11 protein-coding genes are annotated in these 13,851 nt (G+C 62.3%); 3 read left to right on the top strand and 8 right to left on the bottom strand.

Annotated elements, in window-relative coordinates; genetic code table 11:
- Positions 1-195: 195 nt before the first annotated feature.
- A complete protein-coding gene (locus BMZ17_RS14645) occupies positions 196-1,326 on the bottom strand; it encodes a hypothetical protein (protein ID WP_254775310.1) in 1,131 nt (376 codons plus the stop codon).
- Between the two features lie 113 nt (positions 1,327-1,439).
- Here BMZ17_RS14645 and BMZ17_RS14640 point away from each other — a divergent pair, with 113 nt between their 5' ends.
- Complete coding sequence (locus tag BMZ17_RS14640) at positions 1,440-2,645, top strand: putative peptide maturation dehydrogenase (protein ID WP_175485599.1); 1,206 nt, start codon at positions 1,440-1,442, stop codon at positions 2,643-2,645.
- Positions 2,646-2,714: 69 nt separating this feature from the next.
- A complete protein-coding gene (locus BMZ17_RS14635; protein WP_093139362.1) occupies positions 2,715-3,014 on the top strand; it encodes an NHLP-related RiPP peptide in 300 nt (99 codons plus the stop codon).
- Positions 3,015-3,021: 7 nt separating this feature from the next.
- Here the strand turns inward: BMZ17_RS14635 and BMZ17_RS14630 are convergent, their stop codons facing one another.
- The 4 genes from BMZ17_RS14630 to BMZ17_RS14615 all read right to left on the bottom strand — a co-directional run bounded on the left by BMZ17_RS14630 (position 3,022) and on the right by BMZ17_RS14615 (position 9,264).
- A complete protein-coding gene (locus tag BMZ17_RS14630; RefSeq protein ID WP_093139359.1) occupies positions 3,022-5,502 on the bottom strand; it encodes a putative peptide modification system cyclase in 2,481 nt (826 codons plus the stop codon).
- 23 nt (positions 5,503-5,525) lie between these two features.
- Positions 5,526-6,563 (bottom strand): GGDEF domain-containing protein, encoded by a 1,038-nt coding sequence (locus BMZ17_RS14625; RefSeq protein WP_254775309.1) that lies wholly within the window; start codon positions 6,561-6,563, stop codon positions 5,526-5,528.
- A gap of 109 nt (positions 6,564-6,672) precedes the next feature.
- On the bottom strand, positions 6,673-7,641 hold the full coding sequence (locus tag BMZ17_RS14620) for a DUF922 domain-containing protein (protein ID WP_175485598.1): 969 nt from the start codon (positions 7,639-7,641) through the stop codon (positions 6,673-6,675).
- Positions 7,642-8,127: 486 nt separating this feature from the next.
- Entirely contained in the window at positions 8,128-9,264 is a 1,137-nt protein-coding gene (locus tag BMZ17_RS14615) for an acyltransferase family protein (RefSeq protein ID WP_093139353.1), read from the bottom strand.
- Positions 9,265-9,546: 282 nt separating this feature from the next.
- Between BMZ17_RS14615 and BMZ17_RS14610 the strand changes: the two genes are divergently transcribed.
- Positions 9,547-9,912 (top strand): helix-turn-helix transcriptional regulator, encoded by a 366-nt coding sequence (locus BMZ17_RS14610; protein WP_093139350.1) that lies wholly within the window; start codon positions 9,547-9,549, stop codon positions 9,910-9,912.
- A gap of 132 nt (positions 9,913-10,044) precedes the next feature.
- Here the strand turns inward: BMZ17_RS14610 and BMZ17_RS14605 are convergent, their stop codons facing one another.
- From BMZ17_RS14605 to guaA, 3 genes are all read right to left on the bottom strand, one after another.
- Positions 10,045-10,569, bottom strand: a complete 525-nt coding sequence (locus tag BMZ17_RS14605) for a helix-turn-helix transcriptional regulator (protein WP_093139348.1) — start codon at positions 10,567-10,569, stop codon at positions 10,045-10,047.
- Between the two features lie 132 nt (positions 10,570-10,701).
- Positions 10,702-11,958 carry a tyrosine-type recombinase/integrase gene (locus BMZ17_RS14600; protein ID WP_093139345.1) on the bottom strand — a complete coding sequence of 419 codons (1,257 nt, stop codon included), beginning with the start codon at positions 11,956-11,958 and terminating at the stop codon, positions 10,702-10,704.
- 302 nt (positions 11,959-12,260) lie between these two features.
- Positions 12,261-13,826, bottom strand: a complete 1,566-nt coding sequence (gene guaA / locus BMZ17_RS14595; RefSeq protein WP_093139342.1) for a glutamine-hydrolyzing GMP synthase — start codon at positions 13,824-13,826, stop codon at positions 12,261-12,263.
- Between the last annotated feature and the right edge of the window lie 25 nt (positions 13,827-13,851).

The following is a 13,851-nucleotide window of genomic DNA, read 5'->3' as shown; positions in this document are numbered from 1 at the left end:
AAACACGTTTCATGCCAACGTAAAACATTGGCGCCCACCAAAGCCTGGCGTCGAGATGGGGCAAAAAGTGACGCCACGGAGCACCGCACTCGCGATCAGGCTGGCACCGTTGCCCTGCATGTTTGAGCATTCATTGAAGGCCTGTGAGCTTCGCACTTACAGCGAACAAAGTGCCCCGATGTACAAGCGACCCACTCAGCGCTTATCGCACGCTTCAGCCGCCGCCCTCAGGATCTCATCACCCAGTTGGGGCGCTTGTTTGTCTGCTGGAAAGCGCAGCGCGATGTGCTTTGGCCCTCTATCCGCAGCAGGCTGGACGTACCAGGCAGAGGCTGGATCCAGCTCCTGGCCCCTCACCACTTTTTCGAAGAGGTACTGCCCCCAATAGATGGCCAGCGGCTCTTCCACAGCATTCAGCGGATTTCGCAGGCCACCGGCCTGCGGACACCAGGCCAGAAACCGCCTCGCCAAATCCTGTTTTTTCTCCTGGCTCTGTCTGGAAGAAAAATAATGGGCGAGCTCATGCATGACGATCGGCGTCCAGTCCATCGCCGCTGCGCCCGATGCGCCGTCTCCTGGCGAAAAAAGAAGGATGTGGCTACCGCGCACTTTGGCCTGGGTACTCTCCGGATCCGGCCACCATACAAAGTTCGCCCTAAAGGCCGGTGGTGGCGTGACGCCAAAGAAGCCGCGCATCCCCTGCACAAGCTCACCCGTCTTTGGATCAGCAAGCTCGCTCTTCACTGCAGAAGTCTGCGACACGAAGCGGGCCCTGACTTTTACCAGTGCCTGGGCGCGAGGGAGGAATCGCGCGTAGTAGTCGCGCAGGAGAGCCTGGTCACCCGGCGACTGATTCTGGAGTGCGCGCTCCAATGCGCCATCGAAGGTCGATGAGGTCGCAAAGTACCCGCTGAGTGGATCGGCGGAGGGATCAAAAGACACGGCGAAGATCCGATCGTCCAGCTTGGCAGGATCGCTATCCGCCAGGCGCGTGGTGCGGACCCGGAATGCGGCATATCCAGCCAGCGCCTTCAGGTCATCCTGGCCCAGCCCGAACTGTTGCTCCCAGAACGTCTTGTAGACGGGTGAGGTGTAGCCAGGCAACCAGTCAGCCAGGTTGTCCAGGAAATTGAAGAGATCGACCGCTTCGCTGTACTCAACCACGACCGCCGCTGAGGTCTCCACTGACTTTGGCGACGCAGCAGCTGACTGCGACAGGCACAAGGCAAGCGCGCAACGCATCAATGTGCCCGGCCAACGTCGCGATCGCCGCCCTTCCCTGCTCATGGATGCACCGCCGCTGCCTCTTTCGCCGGATTCAACCATGGCCTCAGAGACACCAGCAATGTGCCGTATGGCACGGACCAGTTACTGGCCACCGTCCAAGCCCCACTAGAATCCCCGGCCACGCTCCCTGCCAACGGCACGGCCATAAATCCATGACCACACAGCTCAGCTTGTCGGATCTACGGTGCTGCCAAGGCCTGCTCCTTCAATGGCATGAGGAGGCCAGTGTCGATATCGCGGAGCTGTTGGCTGGCGGAACCGGCCTGAGCCTCAAGGGCCAGTGGCGGGCGCTGGCGCCACACTTGGAAACGCCGATTGTGCTGACACCTGCGCAATGGGCATTGCTGACGGCGCTGACCACAGGAAGCGAGCCTCCGCTAATTCAGATGCAGGCATTGGAGCAGGCCCTGCAAGAACTTCTTGCCAGCGCCCTGGTGACCTATTCCAAGCCCATGACGCAGGACCACGCGGACCTTGGGCCAGAGCAGTGGTGGTGGCCGCTTGCGGCGGTGATGCATCGCATGAGCCGCTGGCACGGCGTAGACAGCGCCCACGCTGCCGCGCAGTCCCAGACTCTGGACATGGTTGCCATGGCGGGCCGGTACGGGCCTGCGCCCTCTCCAGCCCCGCATGTTGATGCAGCGCTGGTGTTCCTGCCCAAGCCCCCGCCGGACAGTTTCGACCTGCTGCTCGCGCAACGCACCACATGCCGCAATTTCGATACAGACAAAGCTCTACCCGCGCTTCTCTTCGGACAGATGTTGCAGAGAACCTTCGCAGCGCATGGCCATGTCCAGGTCACCAACGGGCCGACCCTGCTCAAGCGCAACGCACCTTCCGGGGGCGGGCTACACCCGATCGACGCCTATTTGCTGGTACGCAACGTGGACGGGATCGAGCCGGGGCTATACCGCTACGCACCGCTTGGACACGCGCTGCAGCCCCTGCCCGCACCACCTGAGGGCTTAGATGAATTCGCGATGCGCGCCGTATCGCAACAACACTGGTTCGCGCAGGCACATGTCCTGGTCATGCTGGTGGCGAACTTCCCTAGGAGCTTCTGGAAGTACCGGCGCCATGCCAAGGCCTATCGGGTCGCAGTGCTCGATGCAGGGCATCTCTCGCAGTTGCTATACCTGGCAGCCACCCAGGCAGGACTGGGCGCGTTCGTGACGGCGGCGATCAACGAGGTCGACATCGAGCAGAGTTTGGATCTGCAGCCGCTCTCGGACAGCCCGCTCGCGGTCTGCGGGTTCGGCTGGCGCTCTGGCCTGATGACCACGACGGAGTTCGATCCGACCGGCTCGCTTTGGCGGGCTCCGGCATCGCCCCCTCCAGCTCAAGACCGTATTGACTGACACACGCCCCGTGCCAGCATTGGCATGGGGCGAGACCGCCCTATCCCGCCACCAATCGACCGCGAACCCATGACTGCTGATACGCCCAAACTGACGCAAGAACAAGCAATCGAACTGTTGGACCTGCTCTCCAGCGATGACGGGTTCCGTGAGCAGTTTGCAACCGATCCCGCTGCTGCCCTGCTCGCCCTGGGCGTCGACTGTGGTGGAACGCCGCCGCCGTGCGGGTGCGTGGATGTGCTGGCATCAAAGGAAGAGCTTGCAGCGGCACGCGAGCAGTTCCTGCGCTACTTCGCAGCACCGATCCACATGCAGGGAACGGTGGTCTTCGAATCCGGCACCGTCCAGGCAGCACTGGCCCAGTACTGAGCGAGCCTCAGCGCTCCGGGTGCTCCCGGCGCATCTCCATGACATCGGCCACGTTGAGCGGCTGTAGCGCAAAGGAGCCTGCCACCTCGGCATAGGCCAGGGGCAGGTCTGCAGCAAGTTTGCGCTCGACTGCCAGTGCATCGTCAGAACGCCCTGCCGCCAGATAAGCGGCGCGGCGCACCACCTCGGCCTGGAGCAAGCTCGGCTGGTTGCCCCACCGATCAAGCAGCGCCAGGGCTTCATCGGGTCGCTGCTCGATCAACTTCTGCTTTGCCTTGACAAGGTTGGCCAGCGCCGACACGGTCATACTGCGCGAGTGCGTGGACAGGCCAACAATTTGAGCCTGCAGTGCATCAGTAGCCTGCTGCGGGTGCGATCGTTGCAGCAGGTAATAGGCAGCAAGGAGCAAGTAGACGTTGTCCTCGCGATCGCCGGACAAGCCATCGGTCACTTCACGACGGGTCTGGTCGATGTACTTCAGCAGGTCCGCGGCATTGGGCTGACCGCCGATCGACTCACGCACCGATAGCGCCATGAAGCGGTAGAGCCGTGGCATGAAGCTGTCCGGATCCTGCGTGTAATCAACCAGCCGCTCCTGGATGATGTCCTGCGCACACTGCGCGCAACCGCGCTGTACCGCCAGGTCGATCATGGCAACTGCCTCGGAGCTGGTCATCTTGCGACCGGCTGCAGCCTTGGTCAGCTCCTCCACGGCGCGCAAATCGTCGCCACGGGCGGCAGTTGCGAGCACGCTCTGGCTACCCGCACCACTGCCCCGCAGGCGTTCGGACTCCTGAAAGGACTTGAGTGCAGCTTCGGGCTTACCGAGTGCCAACTGCGCACGGCCAAGGTAGTAGAGGATGTCGCCCCGCTCCGGGTTGCGCTCGGTCAAGGAGCGCTGCGCGACCTGTTCGGCGGCCGCATAGTCCGCTTGCGCCAGACTGAGCCATACGTACTGGCTCACCGCCTCAAAGTCGTCCGGATACAGGTTGACCATGACACCCAGGCGCTCGGTGGCCGCATGTGAGTCGCCATCGAGCCGGCTCTTCCAGACCTGCACGTACAACTGCTCACGCTTGGGCAGGTGGTCCAGGTACTGCATGGCCGCATCCAATTCGGCCTGCGCATGGGGCGTGTCGACCATGATCTCGTAGCAGAACGCCATGCCAACGTGCGCCAGGGCGAAGGTCGGATCGAACTCCACAGCCTGCTGGTAGTACGCCAAGGCGGGTCCGCACTGGCGTAGCGCCCTGGCTTTTTGCCCCAGCGCATAGGCCTTGAGCGCCTCCAGGCTGGCGGTGGTGACCTGTGGCAGCGGCTTGGAGTCGCGATTGATCGACTCCAGCGTTTCGCCCAGGCCATCGCGCAGCTCCGCGACGACCTGGCCGACTGTTCCCAGAACCGATCCGATCCCAACGCCATCTTTGGAAACCGTCAGCAAGGTCTCGCCACTGGCCGGATCGACTACATCGACTGCAATCTGTACACGGTCGCCGATCTCCGACACGCTCGGCGCCAACACCACCTGCGCTCCCTGGCGCACGGCGATCTCGCCGGCCAGCTTGCGGTCGATCTGGCTGGCCGCATCGAGCTTCATCCGCTGCACGACCTCGTGGACCCGCAAGGAGGACACCACGTTGACGTAGCGGGACTGCTGCAGACCGATCAGGAAGGCCTGCGCCAACGAGTCATCCAACAGTGCATCGCCGGTCCGGTTCTGCAGGTCGGCCACCACCACCCAATCGCGCTCGGCAAAGGCAAGGGCCGGCCGCGTCATCAGCCTGGCGGTCAGCACGACCAGCAGTACCAATACCCCGGCTGCCGCCAACCACGCCGGCCGACGCCAGAACGGCAAAAGCCTGCGGGCCTTGGCATTGCCCTGCGGCCTGCGCGAGGGCATCAGATCGGGCTCGCCGACCTCAAAGACCTCCTGGGCCTCGGCCACGCCCTTGAAGTACCAAAGACCGTGGGACCTCCAGCGCAACTGCTTTCCCAGCCCGCGCGAGGCGCGTCGGGTCAACGATTCGGCCACCGCCGACAGCAGGATCTGACCAGGAAGCGCCAACGCCATCAGACGCGCTGCGACCGGCTTGGCCAACCCTTCAACTTCCAGAGGCTTGGCCCCGACGCTGACCGCGTCCTGTTCATTGCGCCAGGTCAGCACCTCGCCCACGTGCAAGCCAACGCGGGCCTTGAGGTCGATGCCACGCGCCTGGGACAGCTCCTGCAGACCACGGGTGAAATCCAGGGCGAACCCCAACCCGTCCAAGGGCCGCTCGAATAGCAGCAACAGGCCGTCGGACCGATCAATCAGCTGCCCGTTCCAGCGCCGCTGCAGACCCAGCACCAGACGATCATGCTCACGCAGCACCTCTGCGGCAGCCTCATCGCCAAGCCGCTCCACCAAGGCGGTGTAGCCGGACAGGTCGGTCAGGAGCAACGCACGCAGTCGTGGAGGTTCGAGCTGCCGCGGGTTCGCATCACTCATGACTGAAGGTATCCGCCAGCCATTCAGGCCGAAGCGGACGGGAACACGGCACCGCCGTACAGACGATCGCCGCCCAGACGCTTGGCTTCATAGAGCGCATGGTCAGCGCGCACGTACCAGTCGCTCCAGCCCGAATCGGCCTCAATCAGGCTGATTCCGATGCTGACCGGGCAGATGTGCGGGACCTCGCCAGCCTGGGCCAAATCAACCCTCACCGCCTCCAAAAGCGCCTGGGCAAACCCGAACAGCTTCTCGGCGCTGTCGGCCTGAACCAGGACACAGAACTCGTCACCACCAAGCCTGCAGGCAAAGTCGGCCTCGCGCGTCTGCGTGCGTATCGCCTTGGCCACGTTCTGCAGCACGTGATCGCCCACGACATGGCCGAAGCGGTCGTTGACCCGCTTGAACTTGTCGCAGTCGATCAGGAGCAGCCCCAGTCCTGGGCGCTCGCCATTGTTCTGGCACGCCCGCAGATACGAGGTCAGACCGCGACGGTTGTGCAGGCCGGTCAATTCGTCCGTACCGGCCAGCGCTTCGGACTGGTCGAGCAGGCGCGAGGTCGCGTCCAGGCTCTCCAGCGCCAGTTCCATTTCATGGTTGCGACGACGCAGTTGGTGGATCAGCGATCGCTCGCTGTGGACCACGCGCACGATGGCACCGCGCAGGAAGTGCGCGGTGACCACCGGATCATGGCTGACCAGGCGCTCAAAGTCTTCGTGGGCCAACTCAATCAGCTTGCAGGCCTTCGCCGCCCTGGCGTCGGCGCTGCGGGCATGACCGCCAATCAGCAGTCCCAGTTCACCGAAGAACTCACCTGGCCCGATGCGCTTGACGATCAGGTCGCCGCCGAAATCCAGGTCGACCTCGCCTTCCAGGCACACGTACATCTGGGTCTGCACCTGGCCTCGTTCGAACACGAGCTCGCCCGGCCCGAACGTCCGCTCGCGGCCGAACGCCGAAAACAAAGCCAGTTCTCCAGCCGACAGCACAGCGTGCTCCAGCCTGCGCGAGCCGCCGGCGGTGGCGTCAGAGGACTCCGGCATCGTCAGATCGTAGGACATACCCCAAACCTCATAACCCCTTGCTCCCCAACCCGGCTTGGAGCCAGTGTGTGAAAGCATAGCAACAACCGCAGCCGCCCCAGCGGGGAACAGCAACGCCGTACTGGGTTTAGGGGTTGTGCCTCGGCCTATGGGACAGGATCCGGCTCGCACTGACTATCGAAGGAGCGATCGAGGCGATCCAGACAACAAGGAAACCAAGCAACGCAGGTCGCGTAAGGGCACTCGGCCCGGCGAGGATCAGGGCAACTGGGGGCAACAACGCCATCAACATGACGCTGACAACCACCAAGGCTTCGTCCTGGAGATCAAATCCTCTGACCGAGCGGCGCGCACGAGCCAACGTCGATCCAAGCCAAGTCCATAGCAATAAGGCAAGACCAGCGTAAGCGACAGATCCGAGTCCCCATGCATACAGGACAGTGAGACGCGAAGACTTGGGCCTCGCGCTGCGCGCGGCTTCGGCCTGTTTCCAGTTGATCCGGATATGTCCGTCAGCCTGGTCCAAGTCTGCGTGTGCCTTTTCCATCTGCGCGGCTAGTTGTTTCTCTAGCCTCTGAACGCCCCGCTCCACCTGTTTGCAAGTTTTTGCCTTGACCCGCTCTGTGGCGTCGGCCACGCTTTTGGCATAGCGTCGGTAGATCGTGACGTGTTGTTCTTCGTGCGTCTGAACACGCCGATGCAAATCCGCCCAGAACTTGCGGGTATCAAGCGATGCATCAGGAGGAGCTTCCCACGCGGGTGTGTAGACACTGATTCCCACGCGAACGGTCGCACTGGTGACGGCGCAGGATTCGCTTGTTCTATGAGCCTGGTAAGACATCTGCATCTGCGCACGGGTAAGGCCGGCGAGTGTTTCTTCGCTGGCACTCTTGTCGCCGATTTGCTCGCGTGCCTGTCGACTCCAGCGTTCCATGGACGCGAGAATCTCGCGACCATTCCGTCCGGTCACGGTATAGGTCGAGTCCTTGCGATTCTCACTCACCGTCCCTGCGCGTGCCATCGGCAACACAAGCAACGCAATCAGCAACGACAGCCCCATGCACATGACGCCAGGTGCAATCCATTTGACCCACATCGCAGCCATCCCCTGGCGAAGCGCATCCAGCGCCCAAGCTGCGACATTGCATCAAGCAAAACTTTCCGGCAAGCAGGCGCAGTGGGTGCCATGGCCGAAAATCTCGCGGACAAGTGCGCGGGGCTGTCATCAAACTTCAAGAAGCCCGGACCACAATGCACTCGCCTGGCCGCCGGTGCAGATAAAGCGACCAGGACGGATCAGCCGGGAGCGCCGCGTGCAGAAAAACCCCGGCAGCCGGTGAGTGGTGTCGTCCGCGTTGCGGAGGCCGAGAGGTCCCCTATCACTGCTTGAACCGGCCCCCAAGGCCAGACAAGCCTGGGGTTTTCCCTGCAGGCCGATACGAGCCGCTTGGATCCCACTCCGGAATGTCCGCCTTGGCGCTCCGCTTCCAGTTGAAACCGCGCTCCTATTGAATGCCGGGCGCAGTCAGCATGCTTTAGTCAGGCAGCGTCGTGGTCCATGCCGGCGCTTCCGTCGAATCTCTTAGGGACTGACCGTTTGCCGCTCCGCAGAACTGACCCGTCCAGATGTGCGACGCACCCAAGCATGGTGCGTGCAGAACGCTCGGGCGATCCTGTTGCGCGCCCATCGCAAGGTCGGCAACTCATAGAGCAAATGATAGGCAACGCCCACGACAATCGAGAGCCCTACGCCGACGAGCATGCTTACGTAATAGGTGGCAAAGGGTCCGCTCTCTCCAACGATGCGGGAGGTCACCGACAGGAGTGGGAAGTGCACCAGATAGATCGCATAAGACGCGTTCCCCAGCAGCATCAAGATCGCCCCCACCTTCAGGTGGCCGCGCCACTCGGCACGGATCATCGGCACTAGCGCAAAGGCCAATGCCAGACCGAATACCGGTGAGTAGACCCGTTCAAACCCCAGGGCGGCCGAACCAGCCAGGCATATGGCAGCAGCCGTCAGCAGCAGGGCGTTGTGGCCCCGACCGCTCAGCGCCAGCTGGGCGGCGAACATCCCGAACACGAACTCCAGGTTGATCGGATTGAGCAGGATCGACTCGGGAGACAGATCAAACGGCATCTCAAAGGCCGGCTCTGTCAGCTGCCTGACCACGATCAGCAATGCCCAGAGCGCTGCGCACAGCAATGGCCTGCCAGAGCGCAGGAACAAAAGCGCCAAAGCGTAGAAGCACAGTTCGAAGGACAGGCTCCAGGCTACGCCGAGCGTGGAGTGCGGGCCATTTGGAACCAGGGTCAGCGTAGCCCACCAAGACCAGGGCACACCGGCGTTGCCCATGCCAGGTGCCAGGACGTAGAAAAGTCCCAGGGCAACGGCGATGGGCAGGTAAGGCAGGTAGATCCGAGTGACCCGGCTTTCCACGTATGTTCCGAGCCAGCCTTGTTTCCCGATGAAGTGCCGGTTGATGTAGAAGATGATGAAGCCGGACAGCACAAAGAAAAAATCCACGCCCAGATAACCCTTCGAGACGATCGCCTGAATAGGCTCAGGCACCTGCTCGACGAAGGTCTGTGTGGCCGGAAGCGTGTGGCTGAATACGACAGCAAGCGCCGCAATGGCGCGCCCGGCCTGGAGCACGCCGATCGTGGAACGAGACGGAGCCACGGCAGAAGCTGCGCGTGGACGCGAGGACAGATTCATGGCTTGGGTTCCTTACAGACACGGCAACTCCCGGCTTTGCCGGGGCTCTGCACGATCGCAATTGCTATCAGGGTGGCGTGGCCAGGCCCATGTGCTCGTCCTGTAAGTGATCGCCCAGACCAATACATCTATCTGGAGACTTGTCCTGCTACCAACGGCGCGACGATGCAGAACCGGCCGTTCGGACAACCCTCTTGGACTTGCTGGACTTAGCTCGTGCAGGTTGATGCAACGCCTGGCAATAGCCAGCATCTAGCCACGATCCACACTCATGGAAGCACGATGGCGACCACCATTCAGCACAAGTGCACAGCGCAGGTCCCCGGGACCTTGCCGCTGCCCGGTTCAAGCCAGTATCACGAGATGCCACAGTTCCCGCAGAACGCTTCGCTGCCGTTCCGGCGCACGATCCGGCGTCACGAGTTGCACCAGATCGTTCCCTTGGCACAAAGCACGGTCTACCACCTGGAGCGCCGCGGCGAGTTTCCGCAACGCTTCAACCTCACCTCGCGCTGCGTGGTGTGGGACCTGGAAGAAGTCCAGGCCTGGGTCGAAGCACGCAAGCAGCTACCGCGCGCCAAACCCCATATGCCCGACGTCAATCTGCGTAAAGCACGTCCCGTGCATGCAACTCGACTAAAAGACTGATGCCCAAGGCCCATGGCAAGAGACCTGGCCGGGGATGACGCCCCAGACCAGGTCTCCAAACAACGCCGATCAGGCCTGCACGTCCAGCATCTGCAACTGACTTCTCTGTAGCTGCGATGCCGGCAGCGCGCCTCATCCAACCAAGGCGTGGAAGCTCTTGGAAGCAGAGCGAGGCAAACGCTTACCTTCTTTCGCCACGTTCACCTGCAGCGCTACCCGCGCCACATCCAGCACCTCTTCTGCCAGCAAATAGCCGCTCCTGGCCCGCAACCACGTCAACACGTCGGCCAGATGCCAAATCGAGGCACTGCCCTCATGCACCGGCGCGGGAAAGCTACCCGGATGTGCAAGCATGAGCTTGCGCATGTTCTGCCGGGACACACCCACGATGTCGGCCACGTCGGTCAGCCCGACCAGATCAGGTGCCACTTCGATCAGCTTGGCCGACGGTATGGCACTGCGTACGGCCGTCAACGCACTACGCACGGCGGCCTCTGCGTCGGCCGCCTCGCGGGTGAACTCCAGCGCCAGCCGCCCAGGCTGACCGATGCCGACCAGGGCATCGTCGCAGCCGGCTTCGCCCAATCGCTCAACCAGCATGTCCGGGTCGCGGTCGTCGTCGCCAAGTTGGTACTTCAAGGTGAAGGTGTATTCCATCGCGCTACTCCTTGGCATCGCCGCCAGCCTTTCGCTACTTTGGACGCGTGGTGCAGCTATCCGGGCCACGCCGCAATGCGCGAGCGTGCCGGGGAACTGGCCAGGTTGTCAAGTGACAACCCATCAACGCTTTCAGGCTGTCGCGCTCAACTTCGGCACGACGACGTTCTCCGGCATCAGCTTCGGCACGTGCAGTTTCCCACTGACCCAGGCATCGATCATGTCAGCCCACTCTTGCAGCATGTGTCGCCGTTGCTCGGCGTACTCGGCCTTGTTGTAGACCGACCTGGAAGAGCGCCCATCCTCGTGCGCCAGGCATTTCTCGATCCAGTCCCGATTGAACCCAGCCTCATTCAACAGGGTCGAGCCTGTCCTGCGCAGGTCATGCACGGTGAATGACTCCAGGGGCAGCTTTTCGGCCTTGGCACGCTCCGTGACCAGCAAGGTGATCCGGTTCAAGGTTGCAGAGGAAATGCAGCTGTCGGCGTTGTAGCGGGAAGGAAGCAAGTATTTTGAGCCTGCCGCGTAGGTGTGCAGGGTCACCAGGATGTCCATCGCCTGGCGCGAGAGATAGATCACATGCGCATTGCGTCCCTTCATACGCTCCTTGGGGACCGTCCAGGTCGCGGCCTGGAAATCGACCTCTGCCCATGTCGCCTGGGTCAGCTCGCTCTTGCGCACCAGCGTCAGCAGGATCAGGCGTAGCGCAAGCCGGATCGTTGCGTAGGTCGGCACCTCATCCAGCTTAATTACCATCAGCCGGATCTCCTCAGGGGACAGCGCGCGGTCCTTGGGCACGAAGGTGGCGATCGATGACGAGGCCACATCGTCTGCGGGGTTGTCCACCTTCTCGCCATGCAGCCTGGCGAAGATGAAGATCTGTTTGACGATGTCCCGGATGTGCACAGCCGTGGCTGGCGCCCCGCGGTCCTTGACCTGCATGCACAGCGCGCGCAGGTCATCCGAGGTGACCTCATGGAGTAGACGGTTCTTGAAGACCGGCAGGATGTCCCGATCGATGACGTGCTTTCGCATGGCCTTGGTGCTGTCGGCCATCCTGGCCTTGGACAGCCAGTTTTCGGTCAGCTGCCCGAAGGTCAATGTGACGCACAGACGGCGTTTTTCGCGCTGCTTTTCCAGCGCCGGTGATCGTCCCTGGGCGACGGTCTTTCGGGCTTCCATCAGTTTTTCGCGCGCCTCCAACAGCGAAATACCGTCGGCCCCATATCTTCCGATGGTGACGGTCTCGCGGCGCCCGTGGAGGCGGTAGTCGTACCGGAAGGTGACGGTGCCCTGCGGCGAGACCGTCACGTACATTCCGTCCCGGTCAAAGGCCTTGTAGCTCTTGGACTTGGGCTTGATCTTGCGTAGAGCGGTGTCAGTCAGCATGCGCGGCTTTCTCCTGGTGATGACGGTATTTCTTACCGTCAGGGCTCAGAAGACCTGCAGATGCCAGAAAAGCCCTAATAAAAAGCTTTTCCTATGAGTGGTTTACCGTCAAAGACCGGCTCGGTCTCAATAGTAAATTCTTGGATCACAGCCAGAACGAAAAAACACACCGCCAAATTTAACGTCAAAAGATTTTGCTTGGCGCGAATAGCTGCCGATAAAAAAGGCAACGAATTTTCTTCAAAATCAATTCGTTGCCTCGCTTTCTCAACAGCCTCGAATCGTCCTGAAAAGAGCCAAATTCACTCCCACTCGATCGTGGCCGGTGGCTTGCCGCTGATGTCGTAGACCACGCGCGAGACGCCGCGGAGTTCATTGATGATGCGGTTGCTCACCGTGCCGAGGAAGTCGTACGGCAGGTGCGCCCAGTGCGCGGTCATGAAGTCGATGGTCTCCACCGCGCGCAGCGCGATCACCCACTCGTACGCACGCGCGTCGCCGACCACGCCGACCGATTTGACCGGCAGGAACACCGCGAAGGCCTGGCTGGTCTTGTCGTACAGATCGGCCTTGCGCAGCTCGTCGATGAAGATCGCATCGGCCTTGGCCAGCAGTTCGGCGTACTCACGCTTCACTTCGCCCAGGATGCGCACGCCCAGGCCCGGGCCTGGGAACGGATGGCGGTAGACCATGCTGCGCGGCAGGCCGAGTTCGACGCCGAGGCGACGCACTTCGTCCTTGAACAGCTCGCGCAGCGGCTCCACCAGGCCGAGCTTCATGTGCTCGGGCAGGCCACCGACATTGTGGTGGCTCTTGATGACGTGCGCCTTGCCGGTCTTGCTGCCGGCCGACTCGATCACGTCGGGATAGATCGTGCCCTGCGCCAGCCACTTGGCATTGGACAGTTTGTTGGACTCCTCATCGAAGATGTCCACGAACAGGTTACCGATGATCTTGCGCTTGGCTTCCGGATCGCTGACGCCTTCCAGCTTGGCGAAGTAGCGATCGGCCGCATTCACACGGATCACCTTGACGCCCATGTGCTCGGCGAACATCGCCATCACCTGGTCGCCTTCCTGCCAGCGCAGCAGGCCGGTATCGACGAAGACGCAGGTCAGCTTGTCGCCGATCGCCTTGTGCAGCAGCGCCGCAACCACCGACGAATCGACGCCGCCGGACAGGCCGAGGATCACTTCGTCATCGCCCACCTGCTCGCGCACGCGCGCGATCTGGTCGTCGATGATGTTGGCGGCGGTCCACAGCGTCTGGCAGCCGCACACATCGACCACGAAGCGGCGCAGCAGGGTCTGACCCTGCAGGGTATGAGTGACTTCCGGATGGAACTGCACGCCGTACCAACGCTTTTCCTCATTGGCCATCGCAGCCACGGGAATGCGGTCGGTCGTCGCGGTGATGGTGAAGCCGGGCGGCGCCTTGGAGACGTGATCGCCGTGGCTCATCCACACATTCAACTTCGGTGCGCCGCCGTGGTCGGACAGACCGGCGAACAGCGCATCGGGGGCGATCACGTCGACTTCGGCATGGCCGAACTCGCGCTGGTCGGCCGCTTCGGTTGCGCCACCGAGCTGCGCGGCCAGAGTCTGCATGCCGTAGCAGATGCCGAACACCGGCAGGCCGCTGTCGAACACTTCCTGCGGCGCGGCAGGCGCGCCCGGCAGCGTGGTCGATTCCGGGCCACCGGACAGAATGATGCCCTTGGCGCCGAAGGCCGCGATCTCGCTCGGGTCGTGGTCCCACGCCCAGATTTCGCAATAGACGCCAATCTCGCGGATGCGTCGGGCGATCAGCTGCGTGTACTGCGCGCCGAAGTCGAGGATCAGGATCTTGTCGTTATGGATGTTGGTCATCGGACTTCAGGCGCCTGTGAGCTTT

Origin of the sequence: Pseudoxanthomonas sp. GM95 (assembly GCF_900109775.1) — a bacterium.
In the GTDB taxonomy this organism is placed as follows: Bacteria; Pseudomonadota; Gammaproteobacteria; order Xanthomonadales; family Xanthomonadaceae; genus Pseudoxanthomonas_A.
Note: the sequence above shows the minus strand (reverse complement) of the source record. Positions and strands in the feature narration are given on the sequence as shown.